The 22,508-nt window shown below is 74.6% G+C and carries 19 protein-coding genes and 2 pseudogenes; all 21 read right to left on the reverse strand.

The features are described 5' to 3' along the window. Positions 1-89: 89 nt before the first annotated feature. Entirely contained in the window at positions 90-803 is a 714-nt protein-coding gene (locus BJF77_RS06845) for a DivIVA domain-containing protein (protein WP_075871679.1), read from the reverse strand. 139 nt (positions 804-942) lie between these two features. Continuing rightward, entirely contained in the window at positions 943-1,233 is a 291-nt protein-coding gene (locus BJF77_RS06850; protein ID WP_047802084.1) for a YggT family protein, read from the reverse strand. A gap of 9 nt (positions 1,234-1,242) precedes the next feature. Beyond that, positions 1,243-1,773, reverse strand: a complete 531-nt coding sequence (locus BJF77_RS06855; RefSeq protein ID WP_047802085.1) for a cell division protein SepF — start codon at positions 1,771-1,773, stop codon at positions 1,243-1,245. 128 nt (positions 1,774-1,901) lie between these two features. Beyond that, positions 1,902-2,660, reverse strand: coding sequence for a YggS family pyridoxal phosphate-dependent enzyme (locus tag BJF77_RS06860; RefSeq protein WP_075871680.1), 759 nt, complete (start codon positions 2,658-2,660; stop codon positions 1,902-1,904). After that, positions 2,657-3,397, reverse strand: a complete 741-nt coding sequence (locus BJF77_RS06865) for a polyphenol oxidase family protein (protein WP_075871681.1) — start codon at positions 3,395-3,397, stop codon at positions 2,657-2,659. The genes BJF77_RS06860 and BJF77_RS06865 overlap by 4 nt, the downstream gene beginning before the upstream one ends. Positions 3,398-3,506: 109 nt before the next feature. Further along, the gene (gene ftsZ / locus BJF77_RS06870; RefSeq protein WP_255396166.1) at positions 3,507-4,748 is read right to left on the reverse strand and encodes a cell division protein FtsZ; all 1,242 of its coding nucleotides are present in this window, start codon (positions 4,746-4,748) and stop codon (positions 3,507-3,509) included. Between the two features lie 250 nt (positions 4,749-4,998). Continuing rightward, on the reverse strand, positions 4,999-6,210 hold the full coding sequence (locus BJF77_RS06875) for a cell division protein FtsQ/DivIB (protein WP_075871682.1): 1,212 nt from the start codon (positions 6,208-6,210) through the stop codon (positions 4,999-5,001). Beyond that, the gene (murC, locus tag BJF77_RS06880; protein WP_047802090.1) at positions 6,210-7,613 is read right to left on the reverse strand and encodes a UDP-N-acetylmuramate--L-alanine ligase; all 1,404 of its coding nucleotides are present in this window, start codon (positions 7,611-7,613) and stop codon (positions 6,210-6,212) included. Before murC ends, BJF77_RS06875 begins: the two co-directional genes overlap by 1 nt. Next, a complete protein-coding gene (murG, locus tag BJF77_RS06885) occupies positions 7,603-8,730 on the reverse strand; it encodes an undecaprenyldiphospho-muramoylpentapeptide beta-N-acetylglucosaminyltransferase (protein ID WP_075871683.1) in 1,128 nt (375 codons plus the stop codon). The genes murC and murG overlap by 11 nt, the downstream gene beginning before the upstream one ends. After that, a complete protein-coding gene (locus BJF77_RS21490; protein WP_255396167.1) occupies positions 8,727-9,149 on the reverse strand; it encodes an FtsW/RodA/SpoVE family cell cycle protein in 423 nt (140 codons plus the stop codon). Before BJF77_RS21490 ends, murG begins: the two co-directional genes overlap by 4 nt. Continuing rightward, the gene (locus BJF77_RS06895; RefSeq protein ID WP_075871685.1) at positions 9,041-9,961 is read right to left on the reverse strand and encodes an FtsW/RodA/SpoVE family cell cycle protein; all 921 of its coding nucleotides are present in this window, start codon (positions 9,959-9,961) and stop codon (positions 9,041-9,043) included. Before BJF77_RS06895 ends, BJF77_RS21490 begins: the two co-directional genes overlap by 109 nt. After that, positions 9,958-11,481: a UDP-N-acetylmuramoyl-L-alanine--D-glutamate ligase gene (murD, locus tag BJF77_RS06900; protein ID WP_075871686.1), complete on the reverse strand. Its 1,524-nt coding sequence runs from the start codon at positions 11,479-11,481 to the stop codon at positions 9,958-9,960. Before murD ends, BJF77_RS06895 begins: the two co-directional genes overlap by 4 nt. Further along, positions 11,478-12,592 (reverse strand): annotated as a pseudogene (gene mraY / locus BJF77_RS06905) (phospho-N-acetylmuramoyl-pentapeptide-transferase). Before mraY ends, murD begins: the two are co-directional and overlap by 4 nt. Then, positions 12,589-14,189: pseudogene (murF, locus tag BJF77_RS06910) on the reverse strand (UDP-N-acetylmuramoyl-tripeptide--D-alanyl-D-alanine ligase). The pseudogenes mraY and murF overlap by 4 nt, the downstream one beginning before the upstream one ends. Then, the gene (locus BJF77_RS06915; RefSeq protein WP_075871687.1) at positions 14,186-15,829 is read right to left on the reverse strand and encodes a UDP-N-acetylmuramoyl-L-alanyl-D-glutamate--2,6-diaminopimelate ligase; all 1,644 of its coding nucleotides are present in this window, start codon (positions 15,827-15,829) and stop codon (positions 14,186-14,188) included. Before BJF77_RS06915 ends, murF begins: the two are co-directional and overlap by 4 nt. 93 nt (positions 15,830-15,922) lie before the next feature. Next, on the reverse strand, positions 15,923-17,917 hold the full coding sequence (locus tag BJF77_RS06920) for a penicillin-binding protein 2 (protein WP_075871688.1): 1,995 nt from the start codon (positions 17,915-17,917) through the stop codon (positions 15,923-15,925). A gap of 78 nt (positions 17,918-17,995) precedes the next feature. Next, the gene (locus BJF77_RS06925; protein WP_255396168.1) at positions 17,996-18,706 is read right to left on the reverse strand and encodes a hypothetical protein; all 711 of its coding nucleotides are present in this window, start codon (positions 18,704-18,706) and stop codon (positions 17,996-17,998) included. Then, on the reverse strand, positions 18,703-19,704 hold the full coding sequence (gene rsmH, locus BJF77_RS06930; protein ID WP_075871689.1) for a 16S rRNA (cytosine(1402)-N(4))-methyltransferase RsmH: 1,002 nt from the start codon (positions 19,702-19,704) through the stop codon (positions 18,703-18,705). Before rsmH ends, BJF77_RS06925 begins: the two co-directional genes overlap by 4 nt. A gap of 226 nt (positions 19,705-19,930) precedes the next feature. Then, the gene (gene mraZ, locus BJF77_RS06935) at positions 19,931-20,362 is read right to left on the reverse strand and encodes a division/cell wall cluster transcriptional repressor MraZ (protein ID WP_062736790.1); all 432 of its coding nucleotides are present in this window, start codon (positions 20,360-20,362) and stop codon (positions 19,931-19,933) included. Between the two features lie 352 nt (positions 20,363-20,714). Continuing rightward, positions 20,715-21,089: a DUF3040 domain-containing protein gene (locus BJF77_RS06940; protein WP_047802099.1), complete on the reverse strand. Its 375-nt coding sequence runs from the start codon at positions 21,087-21,089 to the stop codon at positions 20,715-20,717. An 11-nt stretch (positions 21,090-21,100) separates the two neighbouring features. Then, positions 21,101-22,426: a DNA polymerase IV gene (gene dinB / locus BJF77_RS06945; RefSeq protein WP_075871704.1), complete on the reverse strand. Its 1,326-nt coding sequence runs from the start codon at positions 22,424-22,426 to the stop codon at positions 21,101-21,103. Positions 22,427-22,508: the final 82 nt, after the last annotated feature.

Consider the following 22,508-nt stretch of genomic DNA (forward strand, 5'->3'; position numbering starts at 1 on the left):
TGCCTCACCGACTCCGCCCGCCGGAAGCCGATCAATCTGCTGGCCCGCATCGAGCAAGGCCTCGTCGACGTCCTGGGCGGGGACGTCGGCTACGCGGGCCGGGTGACCAAGAACCCGGTCCACCGCCAGCACGTGCCGCTGTGGGGCGAGGAAACAGGCGCGGGCTCGAGGGCCGGGGTCGTCTCCAGGTCGTGCAGCTGATCCTGGATGAAGCCCCGCAGCTTGTCGCGGTAGTCCTGCTCGAAGCCGCGCAGCCCCTCGACGCGGTGCTGCAGCGCGGCCTCCTCGTCCCGCAGGGCGGTCAGGGTCTGCTCGCGGGTGCGCTGTGCGTCCTCGACGAGCTCCTCGGCCTGCGCCCGGGCCTCGGCGACGAGCCGGTCGCGCTCCGCGGCGCCCTCGGCGACGAACTCGTCGTGCAGCTTCTGCGCCATCGCGAGCACACCGGCCGCGGACTGCGCGGCGCCGGCCGGGCTCTCCCCGGCGGACGGCTCGGCGAGGACCGGCTGCGCGGCGGACGGCTCGGCGGCGGGCTCGCTCACCGCGGTCCCGGCGGCGCCCGGTCCGGCGGAGGGCTCCTCGGCCGCGGCCGGGCCCGGCTCCGTGGACGGCGCGGACTCCCGGGGTGCGACCGGCCGGCCGGCCGTCTCGAGCTGCTGCTTGAGGTCCGTGTTCTCCTGGTTCAGGCGCCGCAGCTCCACGACGATCTCGTCGAGGAAGTCGTCGACCTCGTCCTGGTCGTAGCCCTCCCGGAACTTGGTGGGCTGGAACCGCTTGTTGATGACGTCTTCGGGCGTCAGGGCCATGAGTGCATTCCTCCTAGGGCGGGGCGCGGGCGCGGCCCGCGGCGGGGGCTCCGTCCGACCGGCGCCGGGGGCGGACCGGCGGCCGGCACCCGGTGGGTCGTGCGGTTACAGCGTACAGGCAGGTCGCAGCGGGGCCGGGTCAGACCAGCAGCTGGCCGACGATGCCCTGGACGATGCTGACGGCGAAGATGAGGATCAGGAAGCCGAGGTCCAGGGCCACCCCACCGAAGCGCAGTGGCGGCACGATCCGGCGCAGCCACCGCATGGGCGGGTCGGTGACGGTGTACACGGCGGAGGCGCCCACGAGGGCGATCCCGCGGGGCCGCCAGCTGCGGGCGAACATCTGCACCCAGTCCAGGACGAGCCGGGCCAGCAGCGCCACGTACACGAGGTGCAGGGCCAGGTACAGCAGGGAGAGCAACAGGTCCATCGGTCCGCCTCAGTCCTCCGGGTGGTCGTCGGTGCCGTCCTCGGCCTCGCCGCCGGCCGGGTGTCCGACGACCTCGACGTAGGACGGGGTGAGCAGGAAGACCTTGCCGGTCACCCGCTCGATGGAGCCGTGGAGGGCGAAGACCAGCCCGGCGGAGAAGTCCACCAGCCGCTTGGCCTCGGCGTCGCCCATGTCGCTGACGTTCATGATGACGGGAGTGCCCTCGCGGAAGGCCTCGCCGATGGACTTCGCGTCGTTGTAGGAGCGGGGGTGGACCGTGGTGATCGTGCGCAAGGTCGAGCTGTCCTCTCGAGAGCTGGAGGGGGCGCGTTTGATGGGGGTGACCGGCGCCCTGTACTCGGCCGACCGGCGCGGCACGGCCACGGCCGTGGACTCGTGGGCGCGGGCCTCGCGCGGCTCCTCGCGGACCGCGACGGCGGACTGGTGCTCCTGGCGGGCAGGCGTCGGGTCGTCGTCGTAGTCCTCGTCCGTCTCGGCGAGGCCGAGATAGATCATGGTGCGGCGCAACGCTCCGGCCATGGTGCTCTCCTTGACTGTCTGTGCGGATATCGGCGGTGGGGGGAGTTCCGGGATCCTCGGACCGCCCGGCGCCCGTCGTGCTGCACGGATCGCGGTACGGCCCTGGCCCCGCAGGGCCGTCCTCCAAGCTATCCTACGGGCGGTCGCGGGCCGAGGATATCGGAGCCGACGCGCACGTGCGTGGCTCCCCGGGCGACGGCCTCCTCGAGGTCCTGGCTCATGCCGGCGGAGACGGCGCCGGCCTCCGGCAGGACCTCCCGCACCCGGTGCGACAGGTCCTGGAGGCGGTCGAAGGCCGGGCCCGCGGCGGCACCCAGCGGGGCGACGGCCATGACGCCGCCGGCGCGCAGGCCCTCCGTGGCGGCGATCTGCTCCGCGAGCCCCACGACGTCCTCGGGGCGGGCGCCGCCCCGGTGCTCCTCGGCGTCCAGGGACACCTGCACCAGGCAGGTGAGGTCCTGCCGGACGCACGGACCGGCAGGGACCTGCCCGGCCGCGGCCTCCTCCCGGTGCCGCCGCACCGCCTTGCCCAGCGCGGTGACGAGGGAACCACGGTCCACCGAGTGCACCCACGAGGCGTAGCGGACCACGGACTTCGCCTTGTTCGACTGCAGCTGGCCGATGAAGTGCCAGGCCAAAGGGCCGTCGAGGAGCTCCGCGACCTCCCGGGCCTTGCCGGCGGCCTCCTGGTCCCGGTTCTCCCCCACGTCGCGCACGCCCAGCCGGTGCAGCCGGAGGACGTCCGCGGCGGGGAAGAACTTGGTCACGGCGACCAGCGTGGGCTCCGGGGCGCCGGCGCCGCGGGCCGCGGCCCCGATCCGGGCCCGGACGCGCTCCAACGCCTCGGCGAGCTCCCGGCTGCGCGCGTCGTCCGCACCGGCGCTCATGCCGTGCGCTCCGCCCGGGCGCCGGGGCGGCTGCGCCAGACGAGGCCGACGATCCGGCCCGAGCCGGGGTCCCGCCGGTGCGAGGAGAGCCGCTCGTCCTCCAGGGTGCAGGCCGGCCCGTGGTCGGCCGCGGGCTCGGTGACGGCCACGCCGAGTCCGGCGAGCCGGTCCCGGGCGCCGGCGCGCAGGTCCAGGGCCGGGGTGCCCCAGGACGTGGTGGCGGCCACCGCGGGGATCCGCCGCAGCGACTCCTCCCGCATCGCGGCCGGCACCTCGTAGCAGCTGCCGCAGATCGAGGGTCCCACCCAGGCGGCGACCCCGTCCGCACCCCGCTCCCGCAGCCGCTCCACGGTGCGCTCCAGCACACCGTCGAGCAGACCCCGCCGCCCGGCGTGCGCCACGGCCGTGACCGGGCCGCCGGGGCCCGCGCCCAGGAACAGCACGGGCACGCAGTCGGCCACCATCACGGCCAGCGGCACGCCCGTGGCCGAGACCGCGGCGTCGGCCACGGGCACCGCCGTGCGGTCGGTGCGGTCGGCGTCCACGACGTCGGTGCCGTGCACCTGCTCCAGGAAGAGCAGCGAGCCGGCGGCCACCCCCATCGACCGCTCGAGGGCGGCCCGGCGGCGGCGCACCGCGGCCGGGTCGTCGCCCGTGTGCAGCGCGAGGTTGCCCGCGCCGCGGTCCGTGAAGGCCATCCGGACGCCCGGCCCGACCTCGTCCTGCCACCAGAACACCCTGGTCCTCCTCTGTCGTGCCGCACCGGCCGCCGGACGGACGGGGCGGGGTTAAAGCGCCCGGGGGCGGACGCGGTGCACCGCGTCCGCCCCCGGGCCGGGACTCACTTCAGGAAGTCGGGGAAGTCCAGGGAGTCCTTGCGGGCGGAACCGGCGGGCGAGCCGGCCTCGGCCTCGGCGGGCAGGTCGACGTCGAAGCCGGCGTCGTCGGGCACGTCGTCGTTGGCCGCCGGCTGGGCCCACCGCTGCGCGGTGGCGGGCTGGCCGAAGGAGGCGGTGCCGCCGCGCTGCGGGGAGCGGCCCAGGCCGGCGGGCTGGCCGGCGCCGGAGCCGAAGGCGGCGCGGGTGCTCGCGCCTGCTGGGCGGCGGCGTTGGTGTTGTTCGCGTTGGTCTCCGGGCTCACGGAGTCGAAGCCGGCGGCGATGACGGTGACCCGGGCCTGGTCGCCGAGGGCGTCGTCGATGACGGCGCCGAAGATGATGTTCGCCTCGGGGTGGGCCACCTCCTGCACCAGGCGGGCCGCCTCGTTGATCTCGAACAGGCCGAGGTCGGAGCCGCCCTGGATGGACAGCAGCACGCCGTGGGCGCCGTCGATGGAGGCCTCCAGCAGCGGGGACGCGATGGCGAGCTCCGCGGCCTTCACCGCGCGGTCCTCGCCCTGCGCCGCGCCGATGCCCATGAGCGCCGAGCCGGCGCCCTGCATCACGGACTTCACATCGGCGAAGTCGAGGTTGATCAGGCCCGGGGTGGTGATCAGGTCGGTGATCCCCTGCACGCCGGAGAGCAGCACCTGGTCCGCGGACTTGAAGGCGTCGAGCATGGACACGTTGCGGTCGGAGATCGACAGCAACCGGTCGTTCGGGATCACGATCAGGGTGTCGACCTCGTCGCGCAGGGTCTCGATGCCGTTCTCCGCCTGGTTGGAGCGGCGGCGGCCCTCGAAGGTGAACGGGCGGGTGACCACGCCGATGGTCAGGGCCCCCAGGGAGCGGGCGATCCGGGCGACCACGGGGGCGCCGCCGGTGCCGGTGCCGCCGCCCTCGCCGGCGGTCACGAACACCATGTCGGCCCCCTTGAGGACCTCCTCGATCTCCTCGTGGTGGTCCTCCGCCGCCTGGCGCCCGACATCCGGGTTGGCGCCGGCGCCCAGCCCGCGGGTCAGCTCGCGCCCGACGTCGAGCTTGACGTCGGCGTCGCTCATCAGCAGGGCCTGCGCGTCCGTGTTGATCGCGATGAACTCGACACCGCGCAGCCCCTCCTCGATCATCCGGTTGACGGCGTTGACACCGCCGCCGCCGATTCCGACGACCTTGATGACGGCCAAGTAGTTCTGGGGGGTGGAGGAGTCCATGGGTACCTAACTCGAGATGGTTTCGGGGCCGGGGTCGCAAGCCGTTGCTCAACCTTCGATCGAAGGTGGAACGTCAGGCCGTCAGCTGCTGCTCCGGGCGGTTGGATGTCGGGTCAAGACTAACAACCGAGGGGACCACCTGCACGACAAGCCATACCGCTTTCGACACTTTTCGCCAAAACCGCAGGCCGCACCGGTGTCCGGCCCAGGTCTCAAGCTCTGGTGGAAGCTGAGTCGCGGCACGCGGTGCTCAGCGCACCACGGGGCGCGTCGGGCTGGACACGTCGTAGGTCTCCACGCCGCTGCCGGCCCCGCGCGCCTCGACGAGCTCCCGGAGCACCTGGGCCTTCAGCTCGCTGTCCTCGGCAGTGCCCCACACGACGGTGCGGCCGTCGGTGAACGCGAGCTCCACGGAGGACAGGGACTCGGCCGAGGCCGTGCGCAGCTGGGCGAGGACGGACTCGGGCAGTGCGGCCAGCACGTCGGTGATGGCGTCGAAGCGCTCGCCCTCCAGCACCTCGGGGCCGCCCGTGACCACCGGCACGGCCGCCTCCTCGGCGGTGGCCGCGGTGGTGAGCCGCACGCCCTCCGAGTCCACGACCGCGAACTGGTCGCCGTCCTGGACCGCGGCCACCGGCACCCGCTCGTGCAGCTCCACGATCAGGTGGTGCGGAGGTTCGAGCACGACCTCGATCGAGCGGACCTGCGGGATGGCCCCCACGCGGGCACGGACGTCCTGCTTCGAGATCCGGGTCAGCGGGATCCCGCGGTAGCCCTCCAGGGTCTCCTCGACGCTGGAGGGGTCGGTCAGCTGGGCGCCGCGCACGGAGATGTCCCGCACCGCGAGGGCCGGGGAGAGGAACAGGACGCCGGCGAGCACGGCGAGGGCCACGAGCGCACCCAGGGCGGCGCCGAGCCGGCGGCGCCGGCGCCGGGCCCCGGCCGAGGCGGGGAACGCGACGACGGTGGCCCCGGCCGCCGTGGAACCGGCCGCCGTGGAGCCGGCCCCGGTGGAGCCGAGGTGGGCGGACTCCACCGGCACCCGGGAGGCGGTGAGCGTGCGGGACGGCGCGCGCTCCTGCCGGTGCCGTCGCCAGGCGCTGAACCGGCCTCCCGCCGCGGGGGCCTCCACGAGCTCGTCCTCGTCGGAGACGGGCGAGACCTTGGTCCCGTCGTTCACCCGTACCCGGCCGCTCGGCGCCACGCCCTCGGCGGGGGCCGCGGACCAGGGCCCTGCGTCCGACCGGTCCCCGGCGGTGTCCTGGGGAGCCCCGTCCCGGCCGCCCCCGGCGGGGACGTCCGGGTCGTGCGGGCCCGGAGCGGGCGCTGCCGCGACCGGGGTCTCCGCGATCGGGGCCTCCGGGGACGGGGCCTCCCGGGCAGGGACCTCCGGCGCCGGGGTGCCGGCGTCCCGGGGGTCGTCGCCGAACCGGGGCTGGTGCGGTCGGCCGTGCCGGCTCATCAGCTCGCCCCGAGCCGGTCCACGAGCAGGGGGCCGAGCCGGGTGACGTCACCGGCCCCGACCGTGAGCACCAGGTCGCCGGCGCGGGCGGCGCGGGCGGCCTCGGTGACCGCCTGCCCGCCCTCGGGGACGTAGCGGACGTGGGCGGGGGCGCGGTCGGTGATGACCTCGCTGGTGAGCCCGGGCACCGGCTGCTCGCGCGCAGCGAAGACGTCGATGACCAGGCTCTCGTCCGCGAGGGCCAGGGCGTCGGCGAACTCCGCGGCGAACTCCCGGGTCCGGGAGAACAGGTGGGGCTGGAAGATGGCGATCACGCGGTGCCCGCCGGCGACCTCCCGGGCCGCGGTGAGGGCCGCGACGACCTCCGTGGGGTGGTGGGCGTAGTCGTCGAAGACCCGCACGCCGCGCCCCTCGCCCCGCAGGTCGAAGCGCCGGGCCGAGCCGTGGAAACCGGCCAGCCCGCGCACGGCGTCCGCGGGCGGGACGCCGGCCTCGACGGCCACGCAGAAGGCGGCGGTGGCGTTGAGCACGTTGTGCCGCCCGGGCACGGCGAGCTCGAGCTGCTCCTCGCGGCGGTCGGCACCCTCCCCCAGCACCAGGGTGCTGCGGGTGCGCAGCCCGTCGGTCCCGTGCGGGATCACCCGCACGTCCGCGGTCGCATCGGTGCCGTAGCCGACCACGCGTCCGCCGGCGGCCCGGTGCCGCTCGGCCAGGGCCCGCGAGCCGGGGTCGTCCTGGCAGGCCACCAGCAGCCCGTCCTCGGTCAGGGTCGCGGCGAAGTCGTCGAAGGCCTGGTAGAAGGCCTCGCGGGACGGGTAGAAGTCGAGGTGGTCCGGCTCGATGTTGGTGACCACCGCGATCCGGGGACCGTACTTGAGGAAGGAGCCGTCGGACTCGTCGGCCTCCGCCACGAACCACCGGCCGTCCCCGAGGGCGGCGTTGGACCCGAGGTCGGCCACGTGCGCCCCGATGGCCCAGGAGGGGTGCCGGCCGGCGGCGTGCAGGGCCAGAGCGGCCATCGCGCTCGTGGTGGTCTTGCCGTGGGTGCCGGCCACCGCCACGACGTCGCGGCCGTGCATCGTGGCGGCCAGGGCGTCGGAGCGGTGCAGCACGCGCAGCCCGGCGGCCCGCGCCGCGGCGTACTCGGGGTCCTCGGGCGGGATGGCGGTGGAGACGACCACGGTGCGGGCGCCGGTGACGTGCTCGGCCCGCTGGCCCACGAACACCGTGGCGCCCAGGTCCTCGAGCTGGCGCAGCGCCGGGGAGTCCTGGCGGTCGGAGCCGCTGACCGGGACGCCGTGGGCGAGCATGAGCTTGGCGACGGCGGACATGCCGGCCCCGCCCATGCCGATGAAGTGCACCCGGCCCAGCCGGGCGGGGTCGAGCTCGTGCTCAGCGGCCACGGGGCACCTCCTCGAGGATCAGCCGCGCCAGGACGGCGTCGGCATCGCGCACGCCGTGCTCCCGGCTGGCGGCGGCCATGGCGGCGAGCCGGTCCGGCTCGGCCAGCAGCGGGTGGACGTGCTCGCGGTACCAGCCGGGGGTGAAGGCGTCGTCGGGCACCAGCCGTGCCGCGCCCGCGGCCACGAGGGAGGCGGCGTTGAGCGACTGCTCGCCGTTGCCCACGGGCAGCGGCACGAACACGGCCGGCAGCCCGACGGCCGCGACCTCGGAGACGGTCGCCGCCCCGGCGCGGGCCACGAGGAGGTCCGCAGCGGCGTAGACCCGCTCCATGCCGTCGACGTACTCGACCTGCACGTAGCCGGGGGCCTCCAGCAGCGTGCCGTCGTCGCGGGTGACCTGCTTGCCGCGACCGGTGACGTGCAGCAGCTGGTGGCCGTGGGCGGCGACCTCCCCGGCCACCGCGGCCACCGTCCGGTTCATGTTCAGGGCCCCGGAGGAGCCGCCGGTGACCACGACGGTGGGCACGTCGGGGTCCAGCCCGAAGGACCGCAGGGCGTCGTCGCGCCGGCCGGCCCGGTCCAGGCCGGCGATCTCCCGGCGCATGGGCATGCCCACGGTGACGGCCCCGCGCAGGGGCGTGCCGGGGAACGCGGTGGCCACGGTCCGTGCCCAGCGCGCGCCCACCCGGTTGGCGAGGCCCGGGCGGGCGTTCGCCTCGTGCACCACGACGGGCAGCCCTCGCCGGGCGGCGGCGAGGTAGACGGGGGTGCAAACGTACCCGCCGACGCCGACCACCACGTCGGGGCGCACCCGGTCCAGGACCTCCCCCGCCTGTCGCACAGCGGCGAGCAGCCGTCCGGGCAGCCGGACGAGGTCCACGGAGATCCGCCGGGGCAGCGGCACCCGGTCGACGAGCTCGAGCGCCAGCCCGGCCTGCGGCACGAGCCGGGTCTCCATCCCGGAGGCGGTGCCCACCGCTGTGAGCCGGGCTCCCGGGGCCTGCTCTCGCAGGGCGGCGGCCACGGCCAGCAGGGGGCTCACGTGCCCGGCGGTGCCGCCGCCGGCGAGCAGGACCGACGGGGCGGCGTCCTCGGTGGTCGGTTCGGACGGTGTCATGCGCGATCCTCGTTCGGGGTGCGGGGGCGGGGGGTGCGGGTGGGGACCGGGATCCGGCGCGGCAGGCGGGTGAAGGACATCACCACGCCGACGGCGGCCAGGCTCATCAGCAACGAGGACCCACCGTAGCTGATGAACGGCAGGGGGACGCCGATCACCGGCAGCACCCCGGTGACCATGCCGATGTTGATGAACGCCTGGCCCACCAGCCACGTCACCACGCACGCCGTGGCGATCCGCACGAACCTGCTGCGCGCGCGCAGGATGATCCGGGCCATCGCCAGGGTCATGACCGCGAACAGCGCGAGGATCAGCACCGTGCCCAGCAGCCCCAGCTCCTCGCCGATGATGGAGAAGATGTAGTCGTTGTGCGCCTCGGGCACGTAGTTGTACTTGAGCCGCGACTGGCCCAGGCCCACCCCCCACCAGCCGCCCGAGGCCAGGGCGTTGAGCCCCTGGTCGGCTGGTAGCAGGCGTCGGTGGCGCCGCACTCGCCGAACAGCCAGCCGGTGATGCGGTCCACCCGGTGGGGCGCCGCGGCGACGGCGACCGCCCCGAGCGCGACCGCCCCGGCGGCGGCGACGGCGAACAGCCGCAGCGGCGCCCCGGCGAAGAACAGCGCGGCGGCGTAGATCAGCGCGAAGACCAGCGCGGTGCCGACGTCGTCGCCGAGCACGACCAGCAGGGCGGGGATCCCGATGCCCAGCGCCGAGGGCCACAGCGCCTGGCGCCACTCGCGCACGGCGTCGCCCTGCCGGGCCAGCATCATCGCCAGCCACAAGGACACGGCGAGCTTCGCGGCCTCGGAGGGCTGGAAGGACTGCCCGCCCACCACGATCCAGTTCCGGTTGCCGTTGATCTCCTGCCCGAGTCCCGTGAACACGAGCAGCAGGAGCAGCACCCCCAGGACCAGCAGGCCCGTGGCGCCGCGCCGGTACCAGGACGTGGGCACGAAGGAGAGCCCGAACATCAGCACGATGCCCAGGCCCGCGTACGTGGCCTGCTTCGTGAAGTACGAGTAGGCGGACTCCTGGGCGGAGATGGACTCCACCGCGGAGGCGGAGAGGACCATCATGATGCCGATCCCGGTGAGCAGCACCACGGATCCGGCCAGCGCGTAGTAGGAGTGGATCAGCGGGCCGTCCACGAGCGTGCGCCAGAAGCGCCGCAGTCCGCCGCGGGGCCCGGGTGCGCTCCCCGCGGCGCCGGTGCGGTCCTGGACCTGCGTCACGACAGCCGCTCCACGAGCTCGGCGACCTCGCGGATGAACGCGTCGCCCCGGTGGGCGTAGGAGGTGAACTGGTCCATCGACGCGGAGGCCGGGGCCATGAGCACGGTGTCCCCCCGCTGCGCCGCCCCGTGGGCCAGGCGCACCGCCGCGGCCATCACGGCGTTCCCGTCCGTGGCGCCGTCCGCCGCGGCCGGCAGGACGGGCACGGCCGGGGCGTGCTCGGCGAGCGCCGCGAGCAGCCCGTCGTTGTCCGTGCCGATGAGCACCACCGTGCGCAGCCGCTCGGCGTGCCGGGCCACGAGCCGGTCGTAGGACACGCCCTTGGAGAGCCCGCCGGCGATCCAGACCACCGAGCCGAAGGCCGACAGGGCGGCGTCCGCGGCGTGCGGATTGGTGGCCTTGGAGTCGTTGACCCACACGACCCCGTGCGTGGTGGCCACGGCCTGGATCCGGTGGTCGCCGGGCTCCCAGGCGCGCAGCCCGTCCCGCACGGCCTCCGGGGGCGCGCCGGCGGCGCGGGCCAGCGCCGCGGCGGCCAGGGCGTTGGTGACCCCGTGCGGGGTCGGGATGGGCCCGGTGTCCGCCACGGAGGCGAGTTCCAGCGCGGAGCCGCGCCGGTCCTCGAGGAACGCCCGGTCCACGAGCAGGTCCTCGACCACGCCGAGCATGCTCACGTCGGGGGTCTCCAGGGTGAAGCCCACGGCACGGCAGCCCTCCACGACGTCGGCCTCCTCGACCATCCGCACGGTCTCGGGCTGCTGGGCGTTGTAGACGCAGGCCACCCGGGTGTGCTCGTAGATCCTCGACTTGTCCGCGACGTAGTTCGCGTAGCCGCCGTGCCAGTCCACGTGGTCCTCCGCGACGTTGAGCACCACCGAGGCCAGCGGGGACACCGAGTGCGCCCAGTGCAGCTGGAAGCTGGAGAGCTCCACCACGAGCACGTCGTGCTCCACCGGCTCCCGCAGCGCGTCGAGGACCGGGGTGCCCACGTTGCCCACCGCGGCCACGGTGAGCCCGGCGGCCCGCAGCATCGCCTCCGTCATCCCCACCGTGGTGGTCTTGCCGTTGGTGCCGGTGACGCACACCCACTCGGCGGTCCTGCGCCCGGCGCGCTCCCGGACCCGCCAGGCGAGCTCGACGTCGCCCCAGATCTGGATCCGCTCCGCGGCCGCGGCGGCCAGCAGCGGGGAGTCGGGACGGAGCCCGGGCGAGGTGACCACCAGCTCGGGGCGCTCGCCGTCGACGTCGGGCACGGAGGACCCGTGCGCCTCCCCCAGCAGGACGTCGGCGGCGCCGACGATCCGCAGGGTGTCGGCCTTGCCGCGGGTCGCGGGGGTGTCCGCCCCGTCGACGACGACGACGCGGGCGCCCAGCTCGATCAGGGTGTCCGCGGCGGCGAAGCCCGACACGCCGATCCCGGCCACGACCACGCGCAGCCCGGACCAGTCCGCGTCCCAGCCGGTGAGCCCGGCCAGCCGCGGGCGGTCCAGGACGGGGTTGTCGTTGCTCGCGTGGATCATTGGATCATTCCTCCGTGGGAGAGCAGCCAGTCGCCGTAGAAGACGCCGAGCGCGGCCGCGACGAACAGCCCGGCGATGATCCAGAAACGGACCACGATGGTCACCTCGTTCCAGCCCTTGAGCTCGAAGTGGTGCTGCAGGGGCGCCATCTTGAAGATGCGCTTGCCGCCGGAGAGCTTGAAGTAGCCGACCTGCAGGATCACGGAGACCGTGATCACCACGAACAGCCCGGCGATCAGCACGAGCAGCAGCTCGGTGCGGGTCAGCACGGCGAAGGCGGCCAGCGCCCCGCCGAGCCCGAGGGAGCCGGTGTCGCCCATGAAGATCTTCGCCGGGGAGGTGTTCCACCACAGGAAGCCCACGAGGGCGCCCACCAGCGCGGAGGCGGTGAGGGCGAGGTCGGCGGCGTCGCGCACCTCGTAGCACACGCCCTCGGCCACCGTCCCGCACAGATGGGTGTTCTGCCACATGGCGATCAGCATGTAGCCGCTGAACACCAGGATGGACGCCCCGGTGGCGAGCCCGTCCAGGCCGTCGGTGAGGTTCACGGCGTTGGTGGTGGCCGTGGCGATGAGGTTGACCCAGACCACGAAGAGCAGCGCCCCGAGCACGGAGCCGGCGAAGGCGAGGTCCAGGGCGGTGTCCCGGGTGAAGGAGATCGCCGAGGACGCGGCGGTCGAGCCTCCGGGCCGGGCACGAGCAGCACGAGGAGCGCGAACGCCGTGCCGATCAGCCCCTGCAGCACGATCTTGCCCAGGGGGCTCAGGCCCAGGTTCTGCTTCTTGGCGATCTTCTTGTAGTCGTCGATGAAGCCGACCAGGCCCATGCCGAGCATGAGCAGCAGCGCGGACAGCCCGGAGAGGGTCATCCCGCCGTAGGAGGGCCACAGCAGCCCGGAGGCCAGATGGGTGAGGCCGTAGGCGAGCACCACGGAGCCGAGGATCGCGACGCCGCCCATGGTGGGCGTCCCGCGCTTGGTGTGATGGCTGGTCGGACCGTCGTCGCGGATGAACTGGCCGTAGCCGCGGCGGGCGAGGAACTTGATGAAGGCCGGGGTCCCGAACAGGGACAGCACGAGGGCGAGCCCGGCGGCCATGAGGATCTGGATCATGCCCGGTCCCCCTCGGCGCCGGCGCCCGGGGCCACCGGGCGTCCGCTCGCGTCGAGGGAGGCGTTGACGAAGGGCCCCGCCGAGCGCCAGTGGTCGCCGCGTGCGGGCGCGTCGTTGCCGGGCGCGGGCCCGTCGGCGCCGGCGGCGGCGGTGGCCGCGACCCGCTCGCCCAGCACCCCCAGGCCGGAGGCGTTGGACGCCTTGAACAGGACGATGTCGCCCGGGGCCAGTTCCCGGCGCAGGATCTCCTCGGCCTCCTCGGCCGTGGCCACCCACGTGGCCTCGTTGCCCCAGGAGCCCTCCAGCTGGGCGGCGTCGTAGACGGGGCGGGCGAGCTCGCCCACCGCGACCAGCTTGGAGATGTTGAGCCGCACGACCATCCGGCCCAGGGTGTCGTGCTCCTCGACGGTGCTGTCCCCGAGCTCCAGCATGCCGCCCAGCACCGCCCAGGTGCGGCGGGGGGCGGTGCCGTCGGTCCCGCGGCCCAGCTGGGCGAGGGTCTGCAGCGCGGCGCGCATCGACTGCGGATTGGCGTTGTAGGCGTCGTTGACCACGCTCACCCCGTCGGCCCGCTCGGTGCGCTCCATCCGCCACCGGCTCGCGGGGCCCTGGGCGTTGAGCGAGGCGGCGATCCGCTCCGGGGCCACCCCGGCCACGAAGGCCGCGGAGGCGGCCGCGAGGAGGTTGCTCACGTGGTGCTCCCCGATGAGCCGGGAGACGATCCGGTGCGCGGAGCCGTCCGGGAGGTGCAGCAGGAACTCGGGGTTGCCGCCGGGTCCCAGGCGCACCTCCGAGGCGTGCACCCGGGCGGCCGGGACGTCCGGCAGGGCGTTGGCCGGGGACTCCCCGAAGAACAGGACGGGGGCGGCGGTGCGCCGGTGCATCTGCCGCACCAGGGCGTCGTCGTCGTTGAGGACGGCGACCCCGTCGGCGCGCAGGGACTCCACCATCTCCCCCTTGGCCCGGGCGATGTTGGCCACGCCGCCGAACTCCCCGGCGTGGGCGGAGCCCACGCACAGCACCACCCGACGTCGGGGCGGACCATGCGGCACAGGTAGTCGATGTTGCCGATCCGGGTGGCGCCCATCTCGACCACGAGGTAGCGCGTCTCGGCGGTGCACTCGAAGACCGTCAGGGGCACCCCGACCTCGCCGTTGTACGAGCCGCGGGGGGCGACCGTGGGTCCCTCGGCGGAGAAGACGCCCCGGAGCAGGTCCTTGGTGGTCGTCTTGCCCACGGACCCGGTCACCGCGACGACCGTGAGCTCGTGGTCGGCGCGCAGCTGGGTCACGACCCAGGCGGCCAGCCGGCCCATCGCCTCGACCACGTCGGGGACGAGGACGCCCGGGTAGGTCGCGCCGGCGGCGTCGGTCACCTCCCGCTCCACCAGGGCCAGCACCGCCCCGGCGGCGAAGGCCGCGCCCACGAACTCGTGGCCGTCGGTGACCTCGCCCGGCTTCGCCACGAACAGCGTCCCGGGGCGTGCCTCGCGGGAGTCGGTCGTGACGTGCCCGACGACGACCTCCCGCGCGGCGGCGTCGCCGACGGCGCGCCCGCCGGTGATCTGCGCGATCTGCGCTGCGGTCAGTTCGATCATCGGTCCTCCCTACGGCCCTGCCGCGCGTCGGCCAGTGCGGCGCGCAGCTCTTCCCTGTCGTCCAGCGGGTGGTCCACGCCCCGGATCTCCTGGACCGTCTCGTGCCCGCGGCCGGCCACGAGCACGGAGTCGCCCGGTCCCGCCATGGCCACCGCGGCCCGGATGGCCACGGCCCGCGGTGCGAGCACGAGCACCTCCTCGGCGCGGGCGCCGTCGGCCGCCCGCGCTCCCGCGGCGACCTCCTCGCGGATCCCGGCCGGCTCCTCGTCGTGGGGGTCGTCGTCGGTGACGATCACCACGTCGGCGTGCCGGGCGGCGACCGCACCCATGACGGGGCGCTTGGTCCGGTCCCGCTCCCCCGTGGCGCCGAAGACCACGATCACCCGGCCCTGCTCCTCGGGCGGCTGCACGGCGGCGAGCGCCCGGCGGAGGGCGTCGGGGTTGTGCGCGAAGTCGACGACGGCGGTCGGCTCGGTGCCGATCAGCTGCATCCGCCCGGGCACGTCCGTGGTGAGCGGGTCCTGCTCGTCGAGCACGCGCTGCAGCTGCCCGACGTCGGTCCCGGAGGCCAGGACCATCACCACGGCGAGCGCGGCGTTGGCGACGTTGAAGTCCCCCGGCAGGCCGGTGGACACCCGCAGCGAGCGGCCGTCCCGGTGCACCAGGGTGAAGGAGTGGCCGATGCCGCGGCGGGTCAGTGCGGTGAGGGTCCAGTCGGCGCCGTGCCGCTCCGGTCCGGCGTCCCGGTCCTCGGCCACGTCGCCGCGCAGGGCGATCGTGTCCACCCGGTCCGCGCCGAGCTGCGCCCGGGCGTGGGCGGCCATGCGGGCGCCCCAGACGTCGTCCTCGTCCTGCAGCACCACCACGGCGCGCCCGGTGCGCCCGGGGGTGAACAGGCGGGCCTTCACGGAGAAGTACTCCTCCATGGACCCGTGGAGGTCCAGGTGGTCCTGGGTGAGGTTGGTGAACCCGGCGACGTCGAAGCGGACGCCGTCGACCCGGGAGAACTCCAGGGCGTGGGAGGAGACCTCCATGGACGCCGCGGTGATGCCGCGTTCGCGCATGAGGGCGAGCAGCGCGTGCACGTGCGGGGCCTCGGGGGTGGTCAGCCGGGAGGGGATGGCCTGCTCCCCGGCGAGGATCTCGATGGTGCCGATCAGCCCGGTCGTGCGGCCGAGCGCGCGCAGCAGCGAGTTGGTGAAGTAGGTCGTGGTGGTCTTGCCGTTCGTGCCGGTCACCGCGAGGAGCACCGGGGCGGTGCCGTCCTCGGGGCGGGAGCCGTAGACGCGGGCCGCGATCGTCCCGACCGACCGGCGGGGGTCCGGGGCCACGACGACGGGCAGGTCCACGCCGGTGCGCTCGAGCAGGCCGGCGCCCTCCGCGTCGGTGAGCACCGCGGCCGCGCCCGCCCGCTCGGCCTGTGGCGCGAACTGCGCCCCGTGCGCCCGGGCCCCGGGCAGCGCCGCGTAGAGGTCTCCCCGGCGCAGCTGCCGGGAGTCCAGGGAGATGCCGGTGACGTCCACGGTGCGGGCCGGGTCCGCCGCCCCGGCCAGCCGCGCCTCCTCCGTGAGGCTCAGCGGGCGGGGCCTGGCGGGGCGCATCGTCTGCGCGTCGTGTCCCTGCTGGGCTGTCGCGTCCATCAACGTCCTTCGTGGTCTGGGGGGCGGGTGGGTGGTCCGCCGGGTGCTGGGGGGAAGGCGCCCAGGGGTCTCCGGGCACAGCGATACGGAAGTCTAGTCGCCCTCGTCGGCCCGCCGGGACGGGCCGGTCCCGGGCGCGCCCGGATCCGCGGTGGTCCCGGTCGCGCCCGTCCCCTGCGCCGCGGCGTCCTCCGCGTCGCTGTCCGCGGACCCGGTGGTGCCCTCCGCGGCGTCCTCCGAGGTGCCCGTGGCGTCCTCCGTCCCGACGACGTCCGGGGCGGCGTCCTCCGGGGCGGTCTCCTCCGGCTCGTCCGTGCGCAGGGGGATCTCCACCGGGTCGTCGGTCGACGGCGGGACGTCGTAGTGGCGCAGCACCTGGCCCATGATCTTGCTGAAGGTGCCGGTCGTGCCGATGCTGCGGACGTCGCCCTGGGGACGCTGGAGGGTCACGGCCACGAGGTACTGGGGATCCTCGATGGGCGCCACGCCCACGAAGGAGGTGGTGTAGCCGTCGTAGCCGCCCTGCGCGCTGGGGGCTTCGGCCGTGCCGGTCTTCCCGCCCACGCGGTAGCCCTCCACGGCCGCCTCCTTGGCGCCGCCCTCCGTGACGGTCACCTCCATGATGTCCAGGAGCTGCTCCGCCGTCTCCTCGGAGACGATCCGCTCGCCCTCGGGGCGCTCCACCGGGGTGCGGGTGCCCTCGGGGTCGATGACGGCCTCGACGACGCGCGGCTCCACCTGGACCCCGCCGTTGGCGATCGCCTGGAAGACGGTGGCGGTGCGCAGGGGCGTCTGGGACACGCCCTGGCCGAAGAGCACGGTGTATTGCTGGCGCTTGTCCCACTGGTCGGCCGCGGCCAGGATGCCCGGGGACTCCCCCGGCAGCTCGATCCCCGTGGTCTCGCCCACCCCGAAGCGCTGCATCCAGTCGTGGCGCTGCTCGCGGGAGAGCTGGCTGCCGACCATCACGGTGCCCGTGTTCATCGAGTCGGCGATGATCCCGGCGAACGTGCGGTCCTGCTCGCCGTGGTCGAAGGCGTCGGTGATCTTCTCCCCGTCGATCTCCAGGAACGGCGGCACCGTGATCTCCGTCCGAGGTGTGACCAGGCCCTCCTCCACGGCCGCCGCGGCGGTGAGGATCTTCTGGGTGGAACCCGGTTCCACGGCCTGCGTCACGGCCCGCGCCCCGAGGTCCTCGGCGTCCGCCGAGCCGATGTCGTTGGGGTCCACGGTCGAGGAGTCCGCCAGCGCCAGCACCGCGCCGTCCTCGATGCGCATCACCACGGCGGTGCCCCACTCGGCGTCGAGCTCCTGGGCGCGTTCGGTGACGGCCTGCTGGGCGATGAACTGGACGTCGCTGTCGATGGACAGCTGCACCGAGGACCCGTCCACCACGGGGCTCTCCTCGGTGGGGGCCACCGGGATGCGCACCCCGTCGGCGCTGATCTCGAAGGTGCGGCTGCCGTCCGTGCCGCGCAGCAGCTCGTCCTGGGTCTGCTCGATCCCGCCGAGGGCCTCGTCGTCGCCGCCCATGAAGCCGACCACGCTGCCGGCCACGGGCCCGTTGGGGTAGATCCGGTCCGAGGACGGCTGCCCGTAGACGTAGGGCAGGTCGAGCTCGCGCACGGTGTTCCACTGCTCGGGGGTGACCCCGCGCGCCACGTACTCGAACGGCTTGTCGCCGTCGAGGGAGTCCTTGACCTCCGCGTCCTCGAGCTCGAGGGCGTCGGCGAGCTGGTACACCGCCTGCGTGGGCGTGACGGTCTCGGTGGTCCCGTCCGCCTTGAGCCGCTCGAACTCGCGGACCTTGCTCTGGTCCACCGTCACGTCGTAGCGCTGCAGCGTCCGCGCGAGCACGTTGCCCTCGGTGTCGCGGATCTCCCCGCGCTGGGCCGGGACCACCTCGGTGCGGGAGCGGTCCGTGGCGGCGGCCTCGGCCCGGCCGGAGACGTCGAAGCCCTGCACCCACACGAGGCGCAGCCCCAGCACCACGAGCAGGGCGAGCACGAGGAGCACCCCGACGTGGCTGCGGCCGAGGCCCGGTGCGCGGGGGGTGCCGTCGGTGGGCGTCGAGCGTGCGCGTGCCACGTGAATGCCTCGTTCCTGGTCTCGGCTGGGGGGGTCTCCGGTGAGCTGCGGGGTGCGGGGGCGGTGTCGGCGCCCCGGTCACTCCCCGGGCGCGCGCTGCTGCGGGGCCGGCAGGCTCCCGCCACCGAGCCCGGCGTTCGGCGCCGCGTCCTCACGGACCCGCCGCTCGGCGTCCTCCCGCTGCTGCTCCGCCTTCTCCCGCTCGCGGTCCTCCGCGCGCTGGGCGGCGCGGTCCGCGGCCTCCGAGCCGGTCTGCTGCGCGTGGTCGACCAGGATCTCGTGGTTCTCCTGCGGCTGCGCCGGCAGGGGGTCGCCCTCGACGGACCCGGTCGTGAGGTCCACCGTGCCCGAGCCCTGCGCGGGCACCATGCCGAGGTCCGAGGCCATCACCGCGAGGTTCTGGGGGGCGTCGTAGAACTCGAGGTCCTGGGTGAGGGCCTCGTTCTGCTGGCTGAGCGCCTGCTCCTGGGCGCGCAGCTCCACCAGCCGGTACTGGCCCCCGGAGATCTGGATGTTCAGGACGAGGATGGAGGCCAGCGCGACCACGAGCGCGAGCAGGCTCAGCGCCACCGTGGAGACCCGCCCCCGCCGGGCCCGGCCGGGCACCACGGACAGGGGCGCGCGGGTGGATCCACCGGTCTCCGGCGCGGGAGGGGCCGGGGTCTCGAGCTGACGGGCGGAGCTGCCGTCCACCGGCGGGCGCTGGCCCCGCCGGACGGCCCACGCCCCGATGCCGCTGCGCGGAGGAGCCGGGCGGGCCGGTCGTCGCTGGAGTCCGGTGCCGCTCATGCGTTGTACCTCTGCGCCTTCTGTGAGGAGTGCGGTGGGTTCTGCCGGATCCGCTCGGCGGCCCGCAGGCGCGCCGAGGCGGCCCGGGGGTTCTCCTCGACCTCCGTGGGGGTGGGGGTCTCGGTGCCCCGGGTGAGGATCCGCAGCGTGGGCTTGTGCTCGTCGAGCTCCACGGGGAAGCCCTTGGGCGCGGAGGAGGTCGCCCCGCCGGCGAAGGCCTGCTTGACGATCCGGTCCTCCAGGGAGTGGTAGCTCATCGCCACGACCCGCCCGCCCACGGGCACGGCGTCCAGTGCGGCGGGAACGGCCCGGCGCAGGACGTCGAGCTCCTCGTTGACCTCGATCCGCAGCGCCTGGAACGTCTGCTTGGCCGGGTGGCCCTTGCGGTGCTGGGCGCCCTGGGGCACGGCCGCGCGGACGACCTCGACGAGCTCGCCCGTGGTCCGGAGCGGGGCCTGCGCCCGGCGCTCCACGACGGCCCGGGCGATCCGGGACGCGAAGCGCTCCTCGCCCCAGTCGCGCAGGATCCGGCGCAGGTCGGCCTCGCTGTAGTCGTTGAGCACGTCCTGGGCCGTCACGGGCGCGGTGGAGTCCATCCGCATGTCGAGCGGGGCGTCGTAGGAGTAGGCGAAGCCGCGCTGCCGCTCGTCGAGCTGGAGCGACGAGACCCCGAGGTCGAACAGCACCGCGTCCGCGGCGTCGAAGCCGTGCTGGGCGAGCGCCTCGGGGATCCGGTCGTAGGTGGTGTGCACCGGGTGGAACCGGTCCCCGAACGGGGCCAGCCGGGCCCCGGCCAGGGCGTGCGCCTGCGGGTCCCGGTCGATGGCCACGAGCTGCAGCTGGGGGAAGCGGCGCAGCAGCGCCTCGGAGTGACCGCCCATGCCCATCGTCGCGTCCACCGCCACGGCACCGTCCTCGGCGAGCGCGGGGGCCATCAGGTCCAGGCAGCGCTCGAGCAGCACGGGGACGTGGAGCTGCTCGGCTGGGCGTTGCGCCATGGGCCCTCTCTTCGGCGGTCGGTCGGTCGGTCTGGGGTGGCCGGCGCCGGGTCGACGCCGTGGTGGGGCCGCGGGCGTTCCAGGATCAGAACCCCATCCGCTGGCCGTCCCTCGAATCCGGCCTGGCTCAGGGGAAGGTGAGCCAGGACGGTGACGGCTGTGCGGCTGGAGATCTCATCCGGGAGGCGGTGCCGCGCCCCGCGGGTGATGGTCGGCGACCCTGTGCTCAGAAGAGCCCGGGTACCACTTCCTCCTCGGTCTCGGAGAAGACGGCCTCCTTCTCGTTCAGGTACTCGTTCCACGCCTGGGCGTCCCAGATCTCCGCCCGGGTGCCCGCGCCGATCACTGCGAGCTCCCGGTCCAGACCGGCGTACTCCCGCAGCGGCGGCGGAATGGTGACGCGGCCCTGCTTGTCCGGGACCTCGTCCGAGGCGCCCGAGAGAAAGACCCTGATGTAGTCCCGGGCCTGCTTCGAGGACAGCGGCGCCGCCCTCAGCTGCTCGTGGACCCGCTCGAACTCGCGGACGCTGAAGACGTACAGGCACCGCTCCTGACCTCGCGTCAGGACCAGTCCCTCCGCCAGCTCCTCCCGGTATTTCGCCGGCAGGATCAGGCGGCCCTTTTCGTCGAGACGGGGTGAGTACGTTCCGAGAAACATGCTCACCGCCTCTCCAGCCCGAGAGTTCTCCCAGATCCATCTCTTCGCCCCACTTTACTCCACTTCACTCCCCGGTCAACGAAACCGGGGCCCGCCCGGCCCGGCGTGGCGTGGCGGGCGGCGCGCCCGCCCGGCATCGTCGCAGGTGGGGCGCGGCGGCGCCGGAGTGGGGGCTCGTGGAGGCCCGCGGGGAGGAGAGTGGAGGGGCGGACCGCGGCAGGGGCCCGGGCACGAAGAAGCTCCCCGGCGGGACGCCGGGGAGCTGTTCGGGAACGGTGCGGGCACCCGGTGGGGCGCCGAGGTGGTGGGTGGTGGAGGGGCCGGCCGGGCGGCGGTGCCCAGGGGCCCCGGACTAGGACTGGCCCCCGGAGTTGCGCTGGTCCCAGCGCTGCTCGAGGTTCTGCAGGAACGGCGAGGACCGGCGCGGCGGTCCGCCCTTGCCGCCGGCCCCCTCGGAGCGGGGCTTGCCGGAGCGCAACGTGGCGACATAGACGCCGGCGCCCATGACGACGAACCCCAGTACCCCCAGCAGGACGGACTTGAGGACGACTCCACCGAGCAGGACGAGCAGGCCGACGACGGCGATGACGATCCCGAGGACGATGTTGCGGGTGGACGCGCCCCGGACGGCGCGGGACCCCATGTTCGTGACGAACCGCGGGTCGTCCGCGTGGAGCTGCTTCTCGAGCTGGGCCAGGAGCTGTTGCTCGTGCTCGGACAGTGGCACGGTATGCCTCCTCATCCTTCGGGTGCGGAAATCCCCGGCTGTTCCGGCGCCGCCTGGTACCAGGATAGACCGTCGGCTGTGGATTGTGCACCGCGCGCGCGGCTGTCAACAGCCTTGGAATTGCCTTGCCGCTCGCGCGGTGCGGCGGACAGCAGGCGGGCCGGACCGAGCCGGTCCGCCCCGAACCGGGCGTGCACCCGGTCCATGGCCTCCTCGGCGGCTCCCCACTCCTCCTCGCGGCCGTCGAGGCTCAGCTGCAGGGCGTCCGTGGACTGCTCCAGGGCCTCGGCGCGGATGCCGATGAGGCGCACCGCCTGCGGGCGGTGCCCCAGCTCCTCGAGCAGGCCGGCACCGTGCTGGAGGAGGTCGTGGGCGGAGGTGAACGGCTGGGACAGGGTCCGCGAGCGGGTGAGGGTGGTGAAGTCGGCGTAGCGCAGCTTGAGCCCCACCCGGCGCGCCCGCAGCCCCTGGCGCCGCAGCCGCGAGGCGGTCCGGTGGCTGAGCCGGAGCAGGACCTCGTGCAGGACCCGGTCGTCGGAGACGTCCTGCGGGAAGGTCTCCTCCGCGCCCACGCTCTTCTCCTCCCGCACCGGCACCACCGGGCGCGGGTCCCGGCCGTTGGCCAGCTCGTGCAGGTGGTGCCCCGCGGCCCGGCCGACCACCCGGGTGAGCTGGGGCAGCGGCGCGGCCGCGAGGTCGCCGACCTGCCGCAGACCGGCACCGACCAGGGCCTCCGCCGTGCGGCCGCCGACCCCCCACAGGGCCGTGACCGGCAGCTCGGCGAGGAAGGCGAGCGTGTCCTCGGGCTGCACCAGCAGCAGGCCGTCGGGCTTGGAGCGGGTGGAGGCGATCTTGGCCACGGTCTTGTTGACCCCGATGCCCACGGAGGCCGTGAGCCCCAGCTCCTCCTGCACCCGGGCGCGCAGCGTCCGGGCGATGCCCACCGGCGGGCCGAGCCGCCGGACGGCGCCGGCGACGTCCAGGAAGGCCTCGTCCACGCTGATCTGCTCCACCCGGTCGGTGATCTCCCAGAACATGGCCATCACCCGCCGCGAGTAGGCCTCGTAGGCGCTGCGGTGCGGCTCGAGGAGCACGGCGCCCGGGCACATGGCGCGGGCGCGGGCCAGCGGCATGCCCGAGCGCACGCCGAAGGCCCGTGCCTCGTAGGAGGCGGAGAGGACGACGGAGCGGTGCCCGGAGCCGGCCACGATGACGGGCCGGCCGCGCAGCCCGGGGGCCGCGAGGAGCTCCACGCCGACGTAGAACATGTCCATGTCGACGTGCATGACGGCACACGCCCGCCAGCGGGCCAGCCGGTCCTTCGGCGTCTCGGTCACCGCGCCCTCCTCCTGCGTCCGCCACAGCATAGTTCCCGGCCCGGACATCCGAGCCCCTTCGCTAGGCTGGGCGGAGACCGCG

Origin of the sequence: Kocuria sp. CNJ-770 (genome assembly GCF_001942375.1) — a bacterium.
Lineage (GTDB): Bacteria > Actinomycetota > Actinomycetes > Actinomycetales > Micrococcaceae > Kocuria > Kocuria oceani.